General features: G+C 68.0%; 22 protein-coding genes. 10 read left to right on the top strand and 12 right to left on the bottom strand.

What is annotated here, in order from left to right; all coding sequences use genetic code 11:
- Positions 1–3 precede the first annotated feature (3 nt).
- Both ISO4_RS03620 and ISO4_RS03615 read right to left on the bottom strand, forming a co-directional pair.
- A complete protein-coding gene (locus ISO4_RS03620) occupies positions 4–324 on the bottom strand; it encodes a helix-turn-helix domain-containing protein (RefSeq protein WP_370184805.1) in 321 nt (106 codons plus the stop codon).
- Between the two features lie 200 nt (positions 325–524).
- A complete protein-coding gene (locus ISO4_RS03615) occupies positions 525–839 on the bottom strand; it encodes a helix-turn-helix domain-containing protein (protein WP_194855189.1) in 315 nt (104 codons plus the stop codon).
- A 132-nt stretch (positions 840–971) separates the two neighbouring features.
- Here ISO4_RS03615 and ISO4_RS03610 point away from each other — a divergent pair, with 132 nt between their 5' ends.
- Entirely contained in the window at positions 972–2,381 is a 1,410-nt protein-coding gene (locus ISO4_RS03610; RefSeq protein WP_194855188.1) for a site-specific DNA-methyltransferase, read from the top strand.
- Here the strand turns inward: ISO4_RS03610 and ISO4_RS03605 are convergent.
- Both ISO4_RS03605 and ISO4_RS03600 read right to left on the bottom strand, forming a co-directional pair.
- Complete coding sequence (locus ISO4_RS03605; protein ID WP_194855187.1) at positions 2,335–3,006, bottom strand: hypothetical protein; 672 nt, start codon at positions 3,004–3,006, stop codon at positions 2,335–2,337. The genes ISO4_RS03610 and ISO4_RS03605 overlap by 47 nt on opposite strands.
- 7 nt (positions 3,007–3,013) lie before the next feature.
- Entirely contained in the window at positions 3,014–3,532 is a 519-nt protein-coding gene (locus tag ISO4_RS03600; RefSeq protein ID WP_142949159.1) for a DUF6231 family protein, read from the bottom strand.
- Positions 3,533–3,714: 182 nt separating this feature from the next.
- Here ISO4_RS03600 and ISO4_RS03595 point away from each other — a divergent pair, with 182 nt between their 5' ends.
- Both ISO4_RS03595 and ISO4_RS03590 read left to right on the top strand, forming a co-directional pair.
- Complete coding sequence (locus tag ISO4_RS03595; protein WP_142949158.1) at positions 3,715–3,915, top strand: hemin uptake protein HemP; 201 nt, start codon at positions 3,715–3,717, stop codon at positions 3,913–3,915.
- An 82-nt stretch (positions 3,916–3,997) separates the two neighbouring features.
- Positions 3,998–4,981 carry a ChuX/HutX family heme-like substrate-binding protein gene (locus ISO4_RS03590; protein ID WP_323745330.1) on the top strand — a complete coding sequence of 328 codons (984 nt, stop codon included), beginning with the start codon at positions 3,998–4,000 and terminating at the stop codon, positions 4,979–4,981.
- Here ISO4_RS03590 and ISO4_RS03585 read toward each other — a convergent pair.
- Genes ISO4_RS03585 through dapF form a run of 5 tightly spaced genes read right to left on the bottom strand, consistent with a single transcriptional unit; the run spans position 4,978 to position 8,545 of the window.
- Positions 4,978–5,295, bottom strand: coding sequence for a YqcC family protein (locus ISO4_RS03585; RefSeq protein ID WP_194855186.1), 318 nt, complete (start codon positions 5,293–5,295; stop codon positions 4,978–4,980). The two genes, ISO4_RS03590 and ISO4_RS03585, sit on opposite strands and share 4 nt — an antisense overlap.
- A gap of 24 nt (positions 5,296–5,319) precedes the next feature.
- Entirely contained in the window at positions 5,320–6,027 is a 708-nt protein-coding gene (locus tag ISO4_RS03580) for an HAD family hydrolase (RefSeq protein WP_194855185.1), read from the bottom strand.
- Positions 6,028–6,052: 25 nt separating this feature from the next.
- Positions 6,053–6,955, bottom strand: coding sequence for a tyrosine recombinase XerC (gene xerC / locus ISO4_RS03575; protein WP_194855184.1), 903 nt, complete (start codon positions 6,953–6,955; stop codon positions 6,053–6,055).
- Positions 6,948–7,661, bottom strand: a complete 714-nt coding sequence (locus ISO4_RS03570) for a DUF484 family protein (protein ID WP_194855183.1) — start codon at positions 7,659–7,661, stop codon at positions 6,948–6,950. Before ISO4_RS03570 ends, xerC begins: the two co-directional genes overlap by 8 nt.
- The gene (dapF, locus tag ISO4_RS03565) at positions 7,658–8,545 is read right to left on the bottom strand and encodes a diaminopimelate epimerase (protein WP_194855182.1); all 888 of its coding nucleotides are present in this window, start codon (positions 8,543–8,545) and stop codon (positions 7,658–7,660) included. The genes ISO4_RS03570 and dapF overlap by 4 nt, the downstream gene beginning before the upstream one ends.
- A gap of 111 nt (positions 8,546–8,656) precedes the next feature.
- On the opposite strand from dapF, the gene ISO4_RS03560 reads away from it, so the two are divergent.
- Positions 8,657–9,514 carry a 23S rRNA (adenine(2030)-N(6))-methyltransferase RlmJ gene (locus ISO4_RS03560; RefSeq protein ID WP_194855181.1) on the top strand — a complete coding sequence of 286 codons (858 nt, stop codon included), beginning with the start codon at positions 8,657–8,659 and terminating at the stop codon, positions 9,512–9,514.
- Positions 9,515–9,518: 4 nt separating this feature from the next.
- On the opposite strand, the gene lysA is transcribed toward ISO4_RS03560, so the two are convergent.
- The 3 genes from lysA to argH all read right to left on the bottom strand — a co-directional run bounded on the left by lysA (position 9,519) and on the right by argH (position 12,415).
- Positions 9,519–10,760 carry a diaminopimelate decarboxylase gene (lysA, locus tag ISO4_RS03555; RefSeq protein ID WP_194855180.1) on the bottom strand — a complete coding sequence of 414 codons (1,242 nt, stop codon included), beginning with the start codon at positions 10,758–10,760 and terminating at the stop codon, positions 9,519–9,521.
- Positions 10,761–10,762: 2 nt separating this feature from the next.
- Positions 10,763–10,936 (bottom strand): LPS translocon maturation chaperone LptM, encoded by a 174-nt coding sequence (gene lptM, locus ISO4_RS03550; RefSeq protein ID WP_142949150.1) that lies wholly within the window; start codon positions 10,934–10,936, stop codon positions 10,763–10,765.
- 90 nt (positions 10,937–11,026) lie between these two features.
- Positions 11,027–12,415: an argininosuccinate lyase gene (argH, locus tag ISO4_RS03545; RefSeq protein ID WP_194855179.1), complete on the bottom strand. Its 1,389-nt coding sequence runs from the start codon at positions 12,413–12,415 to the stop codon at positions 11,027–11,029.
- 119 nt (positions 12,416–12,534) lie between these two features.
- Here argH and ISO4_RS03540 point away from each other — a divergent pair, with 119 nt between their 5' ends.
- From ISO4_RS03540 to ISO4_RS03515, 6 genes are all read left to right on the top strand, one after another.
- Complete coding sequence (locus ISO4_RS03540; RefSeq protein WP_194855178.1) at positions 12,535–13,560, top strand: sensor histidine kinase; 1,026 nt, start codon at positions 12,535–12,537, stop codon at positions 13,558–13,560.
- 32 nt (positions 13,561–13,592) lie between these two features.
- The gene (locus ISO4_RS03535; protein ID WP_431195157.1) at positions 13,593–14,351 is read left to right on the top strand and encodes a LytR/AlgR family response regulator transcription factor; all 759 of its coding nucleotides are present in this window, start codon (positions 13,593–13,595) and stop codon (positions 14,349–14,351) included.
- Between the two features lie 242 nt (positions 14,352–14,593).
- Positions 14,594–15,529, top strand: coding sequence for a hydroxymethylbilane synthase (hemC, locus tag ISO4_RS03530; RefSeq protein ID WP_194855177.1), 936 nt, complete (start codon positions 14,594–14,596; stop codon positions 15,527–15,529).
- On the top strand, positions 15,526–16,230 hold the full coding sequence (locus ISO4_RS03525; protein ID WP_194855176.1) for a uroporphyrinogen-III synthase: 705 nt from the start codon (positions 15,526–15,528) through the stop codon (positions 16,228–16,230). Before hemC ends, ISO4_RS03525 begins: the two co-directional genes overlap by 4 nt.
- A 145-nt stretch (positions 16,231–16,375) precedes the next feature.
- A complete protein-coding gene (locus tag ISO4_RS03520; protein ID WP_142949146.1) occupies positions 16,376–17,368 on the top strand; it encodes a uroporphyrinogen-III C-methyltransferase in 993 nt (330 codons plus the stop codon).
- Complete coding sequence (locus ISO4_RS03515) at positions 17,365–18,582, top strand: heme biosynthesis HemY N-terminal domain-containing protein (protein ID WP_194855175.1); 1,218 nt, start codon at positions 17,365–17,367, stop codon at positions 18,580–18,582. The genes ISO4_RS03520 and ISO4_RS03515 overlap by 4 nt, the downstream gene beginning before the upstream one ends.
- Positions 18,583–18,810: the final 228 nt, after the last annotated feature.

The following is an 18,810-nucleotide window of genomic DNA, read 5'->3' as shown; positions in this document are numbered from 1 at the left end:
GGTTCAGTAGAGCCCTTTGGTCTCGGCGAGGCGGGCGGCCAGGTCCACCAGTAGACGGCGCCCGTTAGTGTTGAGTTTGTCGGACAGCTCGATCAGTTGGCGGGTGTCCTTGTCGAAGGCGCTGGCCGGATCGCGCAGATGCGGCGTCTTGGCCTTGCCTTCCAGTTCCTCGAACAGTTCGGTGAGCGACATCTCCAGGGCATCGCAAAGACGCCCGAGACGCTGCACCGACACATCCTGCCGGTTGCGTTCGATGCGCGACAGATTGCCCGCGTCGGTGCCCGCCCGAAACGCCACGTCCTCGAGGGTTTCGTCCCTGCGCACGCGCCTTGCTTTGAGAATGCCGCCGATATCCATGCCGCCCAGTATTCGGAATGCGCTCTTGCCTCCTCAATGTGTTAATTGCAATAGCGCAAATTACCGGTATTGCGTATTAGCAAATAGCGGGGCGTTGAGGTTGAATCGGCGCAAGTCGTAATGCCGTTGTGGCGTTGTCGAAACGCCGGGCCGGCGGCCCGCCGGCGTCAGGCTTGCCGGCGACCGCCGGTCAGCACCGGCAGGCCCAGGGCCAGGCGCCGCCGGGCGGTTTCGTACTGACCGCCGGGGTCGCGAACCCGGCGCGGTTTGATCCGCACCGCGTCCAGCCGCCGGGCGAATTCGTCCAGCGGCAGCCCCAGGGCGTCGCAAAGCCGCACCAGCTGCACCACGGTCAGTTGCTGCTTGTTGCGTTCGATACGCGACAGGTTGCCGGCGTCGGTGTGGGCACGGGCCGCTACCACTTGCAGCGTTTCGTTACGGTTCCGGCGCTGCTCTCTAAGAATGCTGCCTACATCCATCATTGCAATTCCCTCTGCGCTTGCGGGTTTTTATACTTTGCGGTTTGCGCATAAGCAATATATATCCATTGCTTATGCGCTAATCCCTATGTTTATACTTTGCGCAGAGGGGTTCTGCAAGGGCATGAATAGGGAATGGACGAGCAACAACGGCGGGATGCCATGGAAACGCTGGCATTGCGGGACCCCGAAGAGACCGGCCGCTGGGATGCGGGGGCCGTGGAGGCCTACCAGCTCAGCTGGCCGGGCAAAGCGGCGATGCTGGCGGCGCTGCGAAGCCCGGCGGCGGCGGTGCTCAAACCCTGCCCGGAAGCGAGCCTGGAGGCCGCCCGGATGCCCCACGGCGTGATCGAGGGCGACAACCTGCCGGTGCTCAAGCGTTTGCGAAAACGCTATCTGAAGCGGGTGAAGATGATCTACATCGACCCGCCCTACAACACCGGCGGCGACTTCCTGTACGAGGATAATTTCCGCGCCCGTCGCGGTGACGGCCCCGGCGCCGCCGACGACGAAGGGCGCCGGCACGGGCCCTGGCTGAACATGATCTATCCGCGCCTGGTGCTGGCCCGGGAGCTGCTGCGCGACGACGGGGTGCTGTTCGTCAGCATCGACGACCACGAGGTGCACACCCTGCGGCTGGTGCTCGACGAAATCTTCGGCGCCGCCAATTTCGTCGCCATGTTCGCCTGGCAGTCGCGCACCTCGCGCCAGAACGACACCGACCTCTGCGTGCAGCACGAATACGTGGTCGCCTACGCACGGCGGCGGCGTCAGGCCCAGCGCCGGCTCACCGCCGCCAACGAGGCGCTGTGGCGTTCCCTGCCGGGCTTCGCCGCCTACCCGGTGGCGGTGCGGGCGGGGCGCTACCACAATCCGGATAACGACCCGCGCGGGCCCTGGAAGGCGGATCCGTTCGACGCCCCCAACGTGCGTCCGGCGCTGACCTATCCGATCACCAATCCGCTCACCGGCGAGGTGTTCCAGCCGCCGCCCGGACGGTGCTGGCGGACCGGGCCGGAGCGCTTCGCCGAGCTGCAGGCCGACGGCCGCATTCTGTTCGGTCGGAGCGGGCGCGCCCGGCCGCAGCTCAAGGTGTTCCTGAAGGAAAAGCAGCCCTACGGCGAGGTGGCCACCACCTGGCTGGACGGCGCCGCCTTCGGCACCGCGCGCAGCGGCACCCGGGAACTGCAGGCGTTGTTCGGCGCCCGGGTGCCGTTCACCTACCCGAAACCCACCGCCTTGCTGCGCTTTCTGTTGCGGCTGGCCACCGGTCCCGGTGATCTGGTGCTGGATTTTTTCGCCGGCAGCGGCAGCACCGGCCATGCGGTGCTCGCCGAGAATCTCGCCGACGGCGGCGGCCGCCGCTTCCTGCTGGTGCAGCGCGGCGACGCCACCGGCGAGCCGCGCTGGCCGACCATCGCCGACATCACCCGCGAGCGGCTGCGCCGGGCGGCCGAGGCGTTGGGCAGTGAGGAAGGGTTTCGGGCCTGGCGGCTGGTCAGTCCTGGTCGTGCAGGGTCCAGAAGCGAAACGCCACCACGTTGACCAGGGTGGCGGCCAGGCTCACCACCAGGCTGGCCACCAGCAGCACACCGGGATGGTCGCCGAGCACACCCACCAACAGGCTGTTGGTGAAGCCGGCCACGGCGAACACCAGGGTGCCGGCCAGCAGGATCGCCGCCAGCAGGTGCCATTGGCAGGGCCCGCTGCGGGTAAAGGCGGTGCGCAGGGCGTTGAGGGGTGTGTCACCGCGCAGCATCACCCGGAATGGCGCGAAGCACAGCCGGGCGTAGATCCAGAACGCCGGGAAGAACAGCAGCATCCAGCCCACCGACACCGCCAGGGCCATCAGGAAGTAGGTGCCCAGCAGATAGGGAAAGCGCAGAAAGGCGGCAAGAATACTGTGCCAGGGGCCCTGGCCGTCACCGCGCTGAATGATCGACAACTGAAAGATCAGCGCGCCCTCGGCGAGCGGCCGCAGCATCATCAGAAACAGCATGCTGGCCGCGTTGAAGCCCACCACCTGGCCGCCGGCGTCGTTGACGATCACCGGCCCCACCAGCCATTGAAACGCCTCGCCGATCAGCGCGAAGGGCGCGCTGATAACGAACAGCGCCGCCAGATGGCGGCGCCAGAAATAGAGTGATTCTTTGAGGCGCTGAAGGATCAAGAGCGGCTTACCACCAGTATTTTCCCCAGTGCTCCGGGTTGGCCCAGAAGCGCGGGTTATTCCATTGGCGGCGGAAATTATAGTCGTCCAGATCGTAGCTGTAGATATCCAGCTCGCGGCCGTCCTGGGCGAAGTGACCTTCCTCGCGGCAGCCCAGAGCCAGGAAACCGTTGTGCGGCCAGCGCAGTTTTTCCGGCGCCAGGCGCGGCTGGTACACCGCCACCATGGAATCGGTGTGCAGGTTGCGCAGCAGGCCGAGCAGGGCTTCGCCGTCCTTCTGGTTCATGTATTCAAGCTGGTCGGCGACCACCGCCATATCCACCCGGCGCACGGCTTCCAACTGTTTGAACGGGTCCAGCTCCTGAATGCTGATCAACTCGCAATCGTGATCGTCGCACCAGTGTTGGGCGACGGGCACGGGGTTGAGACTGACGGTCAGCAGACTGCGCGGCTGATGGCTGTCGAGGATCGCCGCCAGCTTTTCCTGGGGCGTTTCGATGGCTTTTGAGGCGATAGCTGTATTCATAGGGCCAGTCTAGGCGCTTGGAGCGACAAGCTCCATAGCCGCCGGTCGCCAAAGCGGGGCCTTTGAGTCGCCCGCTGTTAAAAATTGTTTGCTCACCGTGCCAGGGTGCTTGACGGTATCGGATTAATTAATGATAATCATTCTCATATTCTTTCGAGCCACGAAACTCAAGGAGAAGCGTCATGACTCAAGGAACCGTTGCCCCCCGCCAAGCGAGCGCCCCCACCGTGGCCAAGCAAGGCCGCAGCATCGCCATCAGTGACGACAGCGTGGCGACCAGCGTGGCGCTGCTCAACCGTGACGGCAAGCTGTGGATCGAGCACGGCGGCGAACGCTATTTGCTGCGCCGCACCGCCAACAACCGGTTGATCCTCACCAAATAGCAGAAGGCTCCCCCGTTCTCCCTGACTGTGGAACGCCAGCCGACGCCAGCTGCCCACACCCTGTTACCCCAGGAGGTCCGCTGTGACGGTCACCACTCTGGCGTCCGCCAACGACGTTTCCACCACTTTTCATCACTGCCGCGCCGCCCTTGGCGACCGGGTGCTGCGTCTGCAGGACGAGCCGCTGGCCATCCTCAAGGGGCTCTACCGGCTCGGCGCGCTGGTGGTCACCACCTTCGCCGACGGGGCGCGGGTGTCCCAGTCGATGCGCTATCCCACCCTGCTGGACGAGGAGGCCTGCCTGGAATCCCGCGGCGAGCAGTGCCGGCTCAGCCAGCAGTTGAACCTGCCCCTGTGGCATTCGGTGATGGCGGTGCTGGCGCCGGTGGCCGACCTGCCGGCGCGCAGCCTGCTGTTCTTCGACCGCTACAGAGCACCGGTGCAGCAGATGGCGGTGGCGCCGGAAACCGGCGGGCTGGCGTTCGAGGAACTGGTCTGCGCGATGCTGCATCCGGACCAGCGCCAGCTGGGCGCGCCGCCGCCGCGCCGCGACCGTCGGGCCGCCTCGCCGGCGGTGGCCGAGCTGGAGCGGCAGTGGTCGCAACTGGATGACGACGGCTTCCGCGACCTGATGGCCGGCCTCGGCGACCGCCGCCAGGTGCTTTACCAGGCGGTGCGCGATAAGTTCGCCTGCCCGGTGCGCATGGAAACGGTGCCGGCGCTGCTGGCGCTGGCCGGCCAGCGCCGGCGCGCCTTCACCGTATGCACCGGCAACAACGGCGTGCGCCTGTGTCTGAGCGCGCCCTGGTCGCCGCCGCGCTGGCAGAAGGGCCACTGCCATCTGGCCCACAACGGTGTGCTGGTGTCGCTGGATATGGGCCGGGTGGCCAGTGTCTGGCGGCTGCGCCGGCCCGGGCCCGGCCGCGTGGTCACCGCCCTGGAAGGGCTCGACGCCCAGGGCCGCTGGCTGTGGACCCTGTCCGCCGGCGACGACGAAGACGCCTGGCTGGCGCTGCTCGCCGACAGCCTGATCCGCGAAGGCGCCCCTGGTCAGCGGATGGCTTAGAAGTGGTCGTCGAACTCGGCCAGCAGGGCCACCAGGTTATCGGTGTCCTGGGGGAACTCCTTGAGGGCTTCCTCGGCCATGGGGGCCACGTCGCACTGCGCCGGTAGCGGATGCTGCTCGGCGAGCAGGGCGCGGAAGCGGGCGATGAACACCCACTGCAGCCACTGGCTGAAATCCATGCGGTCGGCGAAGAACGGCGTGCTGCTTTCGAACGCTTCCGGTTCCGGGGGGTGGCCTTCCCACAGTCCCAGGGTTTGCAGTTCGCTCTGCATGTCGTCTAGCAGGGTCTTCAGTTGGCCGCGGGTATCGGTCATGGGTCTCGGCTTCAGTTGTTGGCGTCAGTCATCGAACAGGGGCAGCAGGTCGGTCAGTTCGCGCAGATGGTGAATATGGTGCTCGGGTTTGTCCAGGTCGCCGGGCCAGCGCAGGTCGATCAGGTTGGCCCACACCGCGTGGAAGCCGTGCTGGCGGGCCGCGTCCACGTCTTCCACCGGGTGGTCGCCCACGTGCAACGCCTGCTCGGGCCGCACGCCGGCGCTCTGCAGGGCGGCCTGGAACATGTCCGGGTCCGGCTTGCGCCGGCCGATGCTCTCGGCGGAGTGGTGGAAGCCGAACAGCTCGCGGATGCCGATCCGCTTGAGGTCGGCGTTGCCGTTGCTGAGCGCCCCCAGGGTGTAGCTGTCCGCCAGGGTTTCCAGCACCTCCAGGGCGCCGGGAAAGAACGTCACCCGGTTGCGGGCGTCGTGGAACACCTGAAAGGCGTCGGCGGCGATGTGGCGCGCTTCCTTTTCCTTGAAACCGGCGTCGATGAAGGCCCGGGCCATGGCGTCGCGGCGCAGGCGGGTCAGGTTGTTGAGGTAATCCGGATGCGCGCGCACCAGCTCGTCGCGCACCGTGCGCACCCGCTCCGCGGTGAGCGCGGCGGCGGCCGAGGGGTGGTGCTCGGCGATCCAGTCGCTGCAGGTCTTTTCCGCCTGCCGTATCACCTCGTCCACCGGCCACAGGGTGTTGTCCAGGTCGAAGGTGATCAGTTTCAGTCCGGTCATGGGCTCAATAATAAGGGGTTGCGGGTCAGTCGTCTTCCTCGCGCCGCTGGGCACGGGGGTGGGCGCCGTCGTAGATCCTGGCCAGGTGCTGGAAATCCAGGTGGGTATAGACCTGGGTGGTGCTCAGGTTGGCGTGGCCGAGCAGCTCCTGCACCGCGCGCAGGTCGCCGGAGGACTCCAGCACATGGGTGGCGAAAGAGTGGCGCAGCTTGTGCGGATGCAGGTTGTCGTCCAGGCCCCGGGCCAGCGCCGCCCGGCGCAGCCGCTGCTGCACGCTGGAGGGGCTGATGCGCCGCCCGCGCCGGCTCAGGAACAGGGCCGGCTCGTCGGCGTCGGCGGTGAACAGGGGGCGGGCTTTCAGCCAGGCGCGCACCGCGTTCAGCGCCGAGGTGCCCACCGGCAGCCAGCGGGTCTTGTTGCCCTTGCCGGTGACCACCAGCTGGGCGCCGGCCAGGTCGATGCTGTCCAGGTTGAGGCTGATCAGCTCCGCCAGGCGCAGGCCGCAGGCGTACAGCAGTTCCAGCATTGCCTGGTCGCGCAGCCCCAGGGGGCCTTCGCCGCCTTCCGCGTCGAGCAGCTGGCGGGTCTGGTCCGCGTCCAGGGCCTTGGGCAGGCGCCGGCCGCTTTTCGGCGCGCGCACGTCCAGCGCCGGGTTGTCCCGGGCCAGCCCTTCGCGATTCATCCAGGTATAGAAGGTGCGCAGGGTGGAGAGCAGACGCTGCAGGCTGCGCCCGCCCAGACCCTGGCGGTGCAACCGCGCCACCAGGGCGCGCACGTCGTGCACCGTGACTTGGGTCCAGGGCGGCAGATGGGGCGCCGCCCGTTCCAGGTCGCGCCGGTAGTGTTTGACGGTATGCGGGGACAGCCGCCGTTCGCTGGCCAGGTGGCGCACGAAGGCGGTGAGGGTGTCGTCGCCGCGCTCAGGCACGTTGCGCCTGGCGCGGCGAGGCCGGCCGGCTGACGTCCACCAGCCGGCGGCTGAGCACCTGACCGATATGGGTGATGAACAGGGTGCCCATGGAGCTGCGGAAATGCATGGCGTCGCGGCTGCCGATGGCGAGAATGCCGAGCCGGCCGTTGTGCTCCAGCGGCACCACGGCGGCGGAGCGCACCTGCTCGGCCTGGTCCTGAAACAGTGCTTTCAGCTCCTCGCCGCGCAGCACGCCGCACACCGCCTTGCCGGTACGCAGCAGCGGCGCCAGCGGCTGCGGCAGGTCGTCCGGGTCGACGAAGCGCACCTGTTTGCGCACTTCGCCGAGCAGCTTGGCTTCCCGGTCGTGCAGCAGCAGCGCCACGGTGTCGCAGCGGAATTCCTCTTCCAGGCTGCGCAGCAGCTGGCGCAGCAGCTTGTCGGTGCTGCGCGCTTCCAGCAGCGCCAGGGTCAGGCGGCGGGTGTGCTCGAACAGCTGGTCGTTTTCCCGGGCCACGTCGATCAGGCCGTTGAGCCGCTCACGCAGCTCCTGGTTGCGCTCGCGCAGGATCGCCGCCTGGCGCTCCAGCAGCGAAACCGCCGGGCCGCGCGGGTCCGGCAGGCGCATCAGTTCCAGCAGGTCGGAGCGCTGCTGGAAGAATTCCGGGTTCTGGCGCAGAAAGGCGGCCACCTTGTCGGCGCTCAGCTTGGTGTCGTCGGTCATGCCGAAGGCTCCGTGGTGGGGCCCTGGTCCGAGGGCGGGCCCGCTACGTCGATTTCGCCATCATAGACACGGCTGGCGGGGCCTGTCATCCGGATGCCGCCGCTGCCGTTGTAGTGGACCTGCAGGTCGCCGCCGGCCAGATGCACGGTGACGGTGTCGTCGAGCAGACCGCGGCGCTGGCCGCACACCACCGCGGCGCAGGCGCCGGAGCCGCAGGCCAGGGTCTCGCCGGCGCCGCGCTCGAACACCCGCAGGCGGATCTCGCGGCGGCTGACGATCTGCATGAAGCCCACGTTGACCCGCTCGGGGAACTGCTCGTGGTGTTCCAGCTCCGGGCCCAGGGTGGCCACCGGGGCGTTGTCCACGTTCTCGGTGAGCATCACCAGATGCGGGTTGCCCAGGCCCACCGCCGAGATCTCGTAGGCGTTGTTGCCCGACACCAGCACGTAGGTGTCCGCTTCCTGTTTGGCGAGGAACGGGATCGCTTCCGGCGCCCACAGCGGCGCGCCCATGTCCACGGTGACCAGGCCGTCGTCGGTGACGTTCAGGGTCATCTCGCCGGCGGCGGTTTCCACCCGGATGCGGTGCTTGTCGGTGAGCCCTTCGTCGCGCACGAAGCGCGCGAAGCAGCGCGCGCCGTTGCCGCACTGGCTCACTTCCGAGCCGTCGGCATTGAAGATCCGGTAGCGGAAATCCACGCCCTCGTGGCGCGGCGGTTGCACCACCAGCATCTGGTCGAAGCCGACCCCGAAGTGCCGGTCACCCAGGCGGCGCAGCTCCGCCACCGACAGCGGCGGGCCGTCCTCGGGCAGCGGCTGGTCGCAGCCGTTGAGTACCAGAAAGTCGTTGCCCAGGCCGTGCATTTTGGTAAAGCGCAGTCGCATGGCGGCGTCCGGAGTCGGGTTACGGGAAAGCGTCATTGTAAGGCCGCGGGCCGGTTAGGAACAGCGGTGAAGGAGACGCTACAATACAGCCCCCAATCTTTCGGATGCCTCATGCTTTCCTATCGTCACAGCTACCACGCCGGTAATTTCGCCGATGTGCTCAAGCACCTGGTGCAGGTGTCGGTGCTCGACCATCTGCTGCTCAAGGACAAGCCGTTCGTGGTGCACGACACCCACGGTGGTGCCGGGGTCTATGAGGTGGCGTCCGAGCACATGCAGAAGACCGGCGAATACCAGGAGGGCATCGCGCGTCTGTACGGCGCCAGCACCGGCCTGCCGGCGATCAACCGCTATCTGAATCTGGTCGGCCGCTTCAGCCGGCCCGGCGGGCTCAGCCATTACCCGGGCTCGCCGGCGATCAGCGCGGCGCTGCTGCGCGACCAGGACCGGCTGCAGGTCACCGAGCTGCACAGCACCGACGCGGCCCTGCTGGAGGCCCATTTTCGCGGCGACCGCCGGGTGCGGGTCTACAAGCAGGACGCCTGGGCGGGGGTCAAGGCGCTGCTGCCGGCGGCGCACAAGCGCGGCCTGGTGCTGGTGGACCCGTCCTATGAGCTGAGCGGCGACGACCGCGCCACCGTGGCCGGCGTGCGCGAGGCGGTGAAACGGTTCAACACCGGTTGTTTCGTGGTCTGGTACCCGATGCTGCAGCGGCGCCGGGCGGATTATCTGGCGCGCGGCCTGATGGGGCTGGCGGACAAGCACCTGCGGGTGGAATTGAATGTGCTCAATGACGGCGCCGCCCGGGGCATGACCGGCTCCGGGCTGGTGGTGCTCAATCCGCCCTGGACCCTGGCCGGGCAAATGGAGGAAGCGTTGCCGTTCCTGCACGGCAAGCTGAGCCAGGGTGGCGGGGGTTATCGGTTGGAGAGCGATGCCGGCGTGCTGCTGGAGCACGCCGCCCGCTAACGGCTCAGGGCAGCAGGGTTTCCAGCCGCAGCTGCTCGTCCACGGTTTCGCGGGCGCGCACCAGGAACGCCTGGTCGCCGTCCACCATCACTTCCGCGGGCCGGTTGCGGCTGTTGTAGTTGCTCGCCATCACGAAGCCGTAGGCGCCGGCGGAGCGCACCGCCAGGTAGTCGCCGGCCTCCAGCGCCAGTGCCCGGTCCTTGCCCAGGAAGTCGCCGGTTTCGCACACCGGGCCGACGATGTCCCAGTCGCGGCAGTCGGCGTCGTGGGGGGTCACCGGCACGATCTCCTGCCAGGCGGAATACAGGCTGGGGCGGATCAGATCGTTCATGGCGCCGTCCACCACCGCGAAGTTGCGGTGCTCGGTGGGCTTGAGGAACAGCACCTGGGTGATGAACAGACCGGCGTTGGCGGCGATCGAGCGGCCCGGCTCGATGTGCACCGGCAGGTCGCCGGGGATGTGCTTGAGCAGCGCCTGCACGTAGTCGGAGCGGGCCGGCGGGGCCTCGTCCTGGTAGGTGACGCCCAGGCCGCCGCCCAGATCCAGATGGTGAATCTCGATGCCCAGGGCCTGCAGGTCGCCGAGCAGTTTCAGCACCCGCTCCAGGGCGTCCTCGAACGGCGCCAGGCGGGTCAGCTGGCTGCCGATGTGGCAGTCGATGCCCAGCACCTTGATGTGCGGCAGCTCGGCGGCGCGCTGGTAGAGCGCCGGCGCTTTCTGAATGTCGACGCCGAATTTGTTCTCTTTCAGGCCGGTGGAAATATAGGGGTGGGTCTGGGCGTCCACGTCCGGGTTCACGCGGATCGCGATCGGCGCCACCCGGTCCAGCTCGCCGGCCACCAGGTTGAGCAGTTCCAGCTCGGCGGCGGACTCCACGTTGAAACAGTGGATGCCCACTTTCAGCGCATCGGCCATTTCCCCGGCGGTTTTGCCGACCCCGGAAAAGACGATGTTGCGCGGCTCGCCGCCGGCGCGCAGCACCCGCTCCAGCTCGCCGCCGGAGACGATATCGAAGCCGGCGCCGGCCTGGGCCAGCACCTGCAGCACTGCCAAGTTGCTGTTCGCCTTGACCGCGTAGCAGACCCGGTGCGGATGCTCGCCGAAGGCGTCATCGAAGGCGTGGTAATGGGTCTCCAGGGCGTCCCGGGAATACAGGTACAGCGGCGTGCCGAAGCGTTCCGCCAGCTGGGCCACGGGCAGCTCTTCGGCGAACAGTTCGCCGTCGCGGTAGGAGAAGGGATCCATGGTCATTCCTGGTCGTCGTCCTTGGATGAGTCGTCGTTTTCGGTGTCGCCGTCCAGGCGGTCGCCGCCCAGCGGCTGGGCCGACTCGGGGCGGTCTTCCGCCTTGTAGAGCGGGCCTTTCTGGCCGCAGCCGGCGAGCAGGGCCGTCATCACTATCAACAGAAAAACCGCGCGCATGCGATCTACTCCGGCGTCATGGGTGCAATGGCGTGCAGTATAGCCGCTTCTACACGGTGACACGATGCGGCGGCCACGCCCAGGCCGCGCTCAGCGCAGCGCGTCGCGGCCGCGTTTGACGGCGGCGCGCACCTGGTCCGGGGCGGTGCCGCCGATGTGATCGCGGGCGCTCACCGAGCCTTCCAGGGTCAGCACCTCGAACACGTCGTCGTCGATCTGATAGCTGAACTGGCGCAGCTCGGCCAGGCTCATGTCGCTCAGGTCCTTCTTTTTCTCAAGGCCCAGCGCCACCGCCTTGCCGACGATCTCGTGGGCGTCGCGGAAGGCCACGCCCTTGCGCACCAAATAATCGGCCAGATCGGTGGCGGTGGCGAAGCCGCGGCGGGCTGCTTCGCGCATCACTTCCCGGTTGGGCTCGATGGCCGGAATCATATCGGCGAAGGCGCGCAGGCAGCCGGCCAGGGTGTCCACCGCGTCGAACAGCGGTTCCTTGTCTTCCTGGTTGTCCTTGTTGTAGGCCAGCGGCTGGCTCTTCATCAGGGTGAGCAGGGCGATCAGGTGGCCGTTGAGGCGGCCGGTCTTGCCGCGCACCAGCTCCGGCACGTCCGGGTTTTTCTTCTGCGGCATGATCGAGCTGCCGGTGCAGAAGCGGTCGGGCAGGTCGATGAAGTTGAACTGGGCGCTGGTCCACAGCACCAGTTCCTCGCTGATGCGCGACAGGTGGGTCACGCACAGCGCCGCCAGGGCGCAGAATTCAATCGCGAAATCCCGGTCGCTGACCGCGTCCAGGGAGTTTTCGCAGACCTCGTCGAAGCCCAGCAGCCCGCGGGTGCGCTCGCGGATGATCGGGTAGGTGGTGCCGGCCAGCGCCGCGGCGCCCAGCGGCATGCGGTTGACCCGCTTGCGGCAGTCGGCGAGCCGTTCCCGGTCGCGCTTGAGCATCTCGAACCAGGCCAGCAGATGGTGGCCGAAGGTCACCGGCTGGGCGGTCTGCAGGTGGGTGAAGCCGGGCATGATGGTGGCCGCCTCGCGCTCCGCCTGGTCCAGCAGGCCGGTCATCAGCCGCTCCATTTCGCCGTCGATCAGGTCGATCTCGTCGCGCAGCCACAGACGGATGTCGGTGGCCACCTGGTCGTTGCGGGAGCGGCCGGTGTGCAGCTTCTTGCCGGTGATGCCGATCTTGTCGGTGAGGCGCGCCTCGATGTTCATGTGCACGTCTTCCAGCGCCACCGACCATTCGAATTCACCGGCCTCGATCTCGGCGCGGATCTCATCCAGGCCCTGGATGATGGCGTCGCGCTCCTCGCCGGTGAGCACGCCGGCTTCCGCGAGCATGGTGGCGTGGGCCTGGGAGCCCTGGATGTCCTGGCGGTACATGCGGCGGTCAAAGCCGACGCTGGCGGTGAACGCCTGCACGAAGGCGTCGGTGGACTCGCTGAAGCGGCCGCCCCAGAGTTGGTTTTGCTGGTTGTCGCTCATCTTGCTGCTCACGTCCGGCTTGCGGGAATACGGGAATTGACAGGGCGCGCAGTATAGCATCGCCGGACGGTGGTATCGTACCCGAAAGCGTCGAGCCCCTTCCGACAACAAGAGCGCCCATGTCCGAACCGCAAAACAACGTCTTTCTGCCCGACCTGTGTACCACCCGCGCCGTGCTGGTGGTGGTGGTGGCGTCGGAATTGATGGCCATCGTGATCAGCCTGGTGGCCGGCTACTTCGAGCCGTTCGGGTTCGAGCGGCTGGCGCTGACGTCGCTGTTTATTCAGTGGATCGCGCTCACCTCGGCGGCGCTGGTGTGCCAGCTGCGCGGCCGGCTCAACCGTTTGCCGCAGGCCTGGGCGGCGTTGTCGGTGGTGGCCCTTGTGGCCTTCGACACCCTGGTGTTCAGCCTGCTGGCGCGGGCGCTGATGTCCTGGGTGTCCGCCGCCGCCATGCCGCCGTTGTGGCACTGGGATATTCTCGCCAACGTGCTGATCGCGGCGATCATCTCCGGGCTGGTGATGCGCTACTTCTATGTGCAGGAGCAGCTGCGGGTCAAGGACCGGGCGGAGCTGAAGTCCCGTATCCAAGCGCTGCAGTCGCGCATCCGACCGCATTTCCTGTTCAACTCCATGAACATCATCGCCACCCTGATCCGCATCGACCCGGACGCCGCCGAGCAGGCGGTGGAAGATCTGTCCTCCCTGTTCCGCGCCAGCCTCAAGGACAGTGGCAGCGAGGTCACCCTGGCCGAGGAACTGGCCCTGTGCGAGCGCTATATCCGCATCGAGCAGCTGCGCCTGGGCGAGCGTCTGGGCGTGGAATGGCGCATTGAACTGGAGCCCGAATCCGTGGCCTTGCCGCTTTTGACGTTGCAACCGCTGCTGGAAAATGCCATCTATCATGGCATCCAGCCGCTCACCGGCGGCGGGGTGGTGCGCATCGCCGCCGCCATCGAACAGGGCCGGGTGGTGCTGCGCGTCGGCAACCCCAAGCAGGAGGGCGCCAGCGAGCACCAGGGCAACCGCATGGCGCTGGACAACATCCGCCACCGGCTGGAGGCCCTGCACGGCCCCAGCGTGTCGGTGTCGGCCCGTTCGCAACAACAACACTACGAGATTGAAATCAGCTACCCGCTCCAATAAAAGAACCGGGTGAATAAGAAGAAGGGGAACCCATGGACGACATCGCGAAAATGAAGGTCCTGGTCTGCGACGACGAGGCCCTGGCCCGAATGCGCCTGAAACGTCTGGTGGAGATGGCCAACATGGAAGTCAGCGCGGAAGCCGCCAGCGGCCGCGAAGCGGTGGAGAGCGCCGGGCGGCTGCGCCCGGACGTGGTGCTGATGGACATTCGCATGCCCGACATGGACGGCCTGGAAGCCGCCGCCCACCTGGACAAGATGGAGAACCCGCCGGCGGTGATCTTCTGCACCGCCTACGAAGAACACGCCCTGCAGGCCTTCCGTGTGCACGCGGTGGATTATCTGCTCAAGCCGGTGGGCGCCCAGGACCTCAAGCGCGCGCTGGATAAGGCCCGCGCCCTCAACCGGGTGCAGATCGCCGAACTCAGCCACAAGATGGCCGCCAACCAGAGCGGCCGCCGCCGCCACCTCAGCGCCCGCACCCACCGCGGCCTGGAGCTGGTGCCGGTGGAGGAAGTGCGCTACTTCCAGGCCGACCAGAAATACGTGGCGGTGCACCATGCCGGCGGCTACGTGCTGATCGACGAACCGCTCAAGGCCCTGGAAGACGAATTCGGCGACCTGTTCGTGCGCATCCACCGCAGCACCCTGGCCTCGCTGCATTTCATCGAAAGCCTGGAATGCTCCAGCCAGGGCCGCTTCGAAGTCCGCCTGCGCGGCGTCGACGAACCGCTCAACGTCAGCCGCCGCCACATGCCCGGCCTCCGCCGCGCCCTCGTCAAACGCGGATGAAAAACAGTTAAGAGTTAACAGTGAATAGTTAATAGTTCGCGAGGGGGCGCCTTGCTGGCTGCTCGGTGGGTGCCCGCGACGCCGCCACGGCGCCCGCCGCTGCTCCCCAACACCTCTACCGGTGTTTTCGCTATTAACTATTCACTGTTAACTATTAACTCTTAACTGGCGCCGCTGTGTTCGGCGCCGCCCGGCTCTTTCCGTTACACTACGCTCCATCTATTCCCCGCCCAGGAGCTTCCATGTCTCGCGAGATTTTGCGCATCGCCACCCGTTCCAGCCCGCTGGCCATCTGGCAGGCCGAGTACGTTCAGAAACGGCTTGAGGCGCTGCATCCGGGGTTGCGCGTGGAGCTGGTGCGGATCAAGACCCAGGGCGACAAGATTCTGGATACGCCGCTGGCGAAAATCGGCGGCAAGGGGCTGTTCGTCAAGGAGCTGGAAGAGGCGATGATGGACGGGCGCGCGGACATCGCCGTGCACTCCATGAAGGACGTGCCCATGGAGCTGCCCGAGGGCATGGCGCTGCCGGTGATCTGCGAGCGCGAAGACCCCCGCGACGCCTTTGTCTCCAACCACTACGACAGCCTGATGGGCCTGCCCGAGGGCGCCCGGCTGGGCACCTCCAGCCTGCGCCGCCAGTCCCAGGCGATGGCCAACCGGCCGGACCTGAAAGTGTCCAGCCTGCGCGGCAACGTGCAGACCCGCCTCGGCAAGCTGGACGCCGGTGAGTTCGACGCCATAATTCTCGCCTCCGCCGGCCTCAAGCGTCTGGAAATGCACGAGCGCATCCGTTACGACATGCCGCCGGAGGAATCCCTGCCGGCGGTGGGCCAGGGCGCCGTGGGCATTGAGTGCCGCGCGGACGACGCCGACACCCGGGCCCTGCTGGCGCCGCTCAGCGACGCCCTGACCTGGGACCGGGTCACCGCCGAGCGGGCCATGAACCGCCGCCTGGAAGGCGGCTGCCAGGTGCCGATCGCCGGCTTCGCGCTGCTCGAGGATGACGGCCGGCTGTGGCTGCGCGGCCTGGTGGCCAGTGAGGACGGCACCACGGTGCTGCGCGCCGAGGCCCGGGCCCCGCGCGCCGACGCCCGGGAGCTGGGCATCGGCATCGCCGAATCGCTGCTGGAGCAGGGCGCCGACCGGATCCTGCGCGAGCTGTACGACCGGGCATGAGCCGTGCCGTGGTGGTAACCCGGCCCGCCGGCCAGGGCGAGCCCCTGGCGGCGCGGCTGGTGGACGCCGGCCATCGGGCCTGGGCGGTGCCGGCGCTGGCCATCGAGCCGCTGCCGCTGGCCGACGCCCACCGCCGGCTGCTGTTCGATCTGGACCTCTACCACGCGGTGTTTTTCGTCAGCGCCAACGCCGCTCACCATGCCCTGAACGCCTTCGCCGACCTCTGGCCGCAGTGGCCGGTGGGGGTGCACTGGCTGGCGGTGGGGGAGTCCACCGCCGCGGTGATCCGCGACGCCGGGCTGACTCCGGAATACCCGCGCAGCGGCTTTAATTCCGAGGCGGTGCTGGCGTTGCCCTGCCTGGCCTCGGTGGCGGAAAAACGTATTCTGATCTGCCGGGGCGACAGCGGCCGCGACTGGCTGGCGGCGCGGCTGCGGGAAAAAGGCGCCGGCGTGGACGTGGTGCCGTTCTACCGGCGCCTGCCCGCCCCCGGCCGCCACTGGCCCGAAGGCGCCGATACGGTGATGATCACCAGCGTCGAGGGCTGGCGGGCGATGGCCGCGCTGGTGCCCGCCGGTGCCACGGTGATCGCCGCCGGCGAGCGGGTGGCCGCCGCCGTGGCCGAGCAGCATCCGGGGCCGCTGGAGGTGGCCGCCAGCGCCCATGACAGCGACATGCTGGCGGCCGTGCCGCCGTCTTGACGGGGCCTTCCGGCGCGAACGTGTGACCATAAGAGGTTGGACGGCGCCGGTCGGTCTCTTTATCGTTTACCCATTCCGCCACCAGCTTTTCTAGGGAACGACCGGGATCGTCCGCCGCCGGCGGCAACAACAAAAGGGAGACCCCATGACGCACCGCGCTTTTCACCGCCAGCAGGGCTTGAGCCTCTGGCCGCTGCTTATCGTGCTTATTGTCCTCGCCGCTCTGGCCGCCGCCGGCTGGTGGGGCTGGCAACAATGGCGGGTGCTGGAGCAGGACCGCCGGGCCAGCCAGGGCGAGATCAGCGACCTGCGCAGTGAACTGAACCGGGAATCCCAGCGCCGCGACCGGGCGCTTCAGGAAATACGCGAATCCCAGGACCGCATCGAAGCGGCCCGCGCCCGCGACCGGGAGGCCCTGGCCGATGTGCGCCAGGGCGGGCAGCGTCTGTGGCTGATCAACGAAGCGGAATCCCTGGCCGCGCTGGCCGGCCAGCGCCTGATGCTCACCGGCGACGCCGAGGCCGCACGCCGCCTGCTGCAGGCCGCCGACCAGACCCTGGCGCGTCTCGACGACCCCCAGGCGCTGCCGGCCCGCAAGGCGCTGGCGGTGGACATCGAAAAACTCAACGGCGCCCGCCAGGTGGACGTCGAGGCCATGGTGCTGCGCCTCGGCGCGCTGCAGGCGCTGATCCCGGAGCTGGCGGTGCCGGAGCGCCAGGCGCCGCCCGCCGAGGACACCGAGCAGGACGCCGGCTGGTGGCAGCGGCTGCTCAACCATCTGCCGGTGACGGTGCGCCGCCACGAAGGCGAGGTGCCGCTGCCGCTCACCGAAACCCAGGCGTCCACCGTGCGCCTGACCCTGGACGCCAGCCTGCAGCAGGCGCAGCTGGCGCTGATGCAGCGGCGCGTGCAGGCCTACCGGCAGGCGCTGGATAACGCCGCCGCCATGCTCAACCAGTGGTTCCAGGAAGATCAGGGCCGGGTGCGCCAGATGCGCGCCGCCCTGGAGGAACTGGGCGGCCAGCAGGTGGAGCAGGCGTTGCCGGAAATCGGCGCCGGCCTGGACGCGGTGCGCGGCCTCAAGCGCGACCTGCTGAAAAGCGGCGGTGACGGCGCGGCCGGGGAGGCCGGCCGATGAAAAAAGCGCTGCTGCTGATTGTCGTCGTACTGCTGGCGGCCACCTTCCTGGGCCGCTGGATGGCCGCCGATTCCGGCTACCTGCTGGTGATCCGCGACCAATGGCGTCTGGAGTCCACGCTCGGCTTCGCGCTGCTGGCGCTGATCCTGGGCGCGGTGGCTCTGATTATTCTGACCCTGCTGGGCAACCTGGCCTGGAACCTGGCGGAGCCGGTGCGCGCCACCCGGCGTTTCCGCCGCGGCGTGGCCCGCCGCCGCCTGAAAAGCGGCTTTATTCTGCTGATGGACGGCGAACTGGATAAGGCCGAACGGCTGCTCACCGCCGCCGGGCGCGACGGGGACTGGCCCCTGGTGGCCTGGTTGCTGGCGGCGGAATGCGCCCGCCAGCGCGGCGACGGCGAGGCCCTGGAAGAGTACCTGCAAAACGCCGCCAAGAGCCGCCGGGGCGACAGCTTCAGTGGCCTGATGCGGGCCCGCTTTGCCCTCGACGACGGCCGCCCGGCCGCCGCCCACCGGGAGCTGAAAGGTCTGGTGGAAAAGGCGCCCGGCAACAAACGTATTCTGGCGCTATACGCCGACGTGCTGGAACGCGAGCGCGACTGGCCGGCGCTGTGCGCCCTGGCGCCGCGTCTGCGCCGCGCCCTCGGCGACGCCTACGCGGCCCGCCGCGAGCGCCGCGCCTGGCTGGCCCGGGTGCAGCAACTGGCGCAGAAGCCGGGCTTCAACGACGGCGACAGCCGCGCCCGGGAGCTGCGCGACCTGTGGAAGCAGGTGCCCAGCGCGCTCAAGCAGGATCCGGCCATGGTGGCCCGTTACGCCGGCTTCCTGGCGCAGCTCGGTGAAGGCAGCCGCGCCCTGTCGCTGGTCAAGGAGCAGCTGGAGCGGGACTGGGACGACCGCCTGCCGCCGGTGTTGGAAGCCATCGACGACGTCTCCCCGGACGAACTGCTGCAGAACCTGGAAAAGTGGCTGGTGGACCGCCCCGGCAACGCGGCGGTGCTGGTCACCGCCGGGCGGGTGGCGCTCAAGGCGCGGCTGTGGGGCAAGGCGCAGAACTTCTTCGAGGCGGCGGCCAATTCCAGCCAGAGCGCCACCGCCCTGGCGGAGCTGTCGCGGCTCTACCTGGCGCTGGGCGATCAGGTCAAAGCCGCCAAGGTCCTGGAACGCCGCGTCGCCGAACTCGACGGCCAGCTCCCCGATCTCCCACTGCCCTGACCGGGTTGGTGGGCTTGTGGGAGCGGGCCCAGCCCGCGAAAGGCCGGCAAAGCCGGCCGGCAGGATTCCAGAGACCTGGTTCTTGAGGTGTCCGGTGCTCCGTATCCGAGACGCGGTGCAATGGTGGTGCCTTCCGGGACCGCTCAAGCTATCCATGGCCGCTGTTAGCTTGGCCCTCCCTGGCCAAACAGCTCCCTCCAGGCACCACCATTGCCCCGCTCACTTTGC

This window comes from Alloalcanivorax venustensis ISO4, assembly GCF_015356855.1.
GTDB classification, from domain to species: Bacteria; Pseudomonadota; Gammaproteobacteria; order Pseudomonadales; family Alcanivoracaceae; genus Alloalcanivorax; species Alloalcanivorax venustensis.
This window is presented reverse-complemented; position numbering and strand designations above follow the sequence as displayed.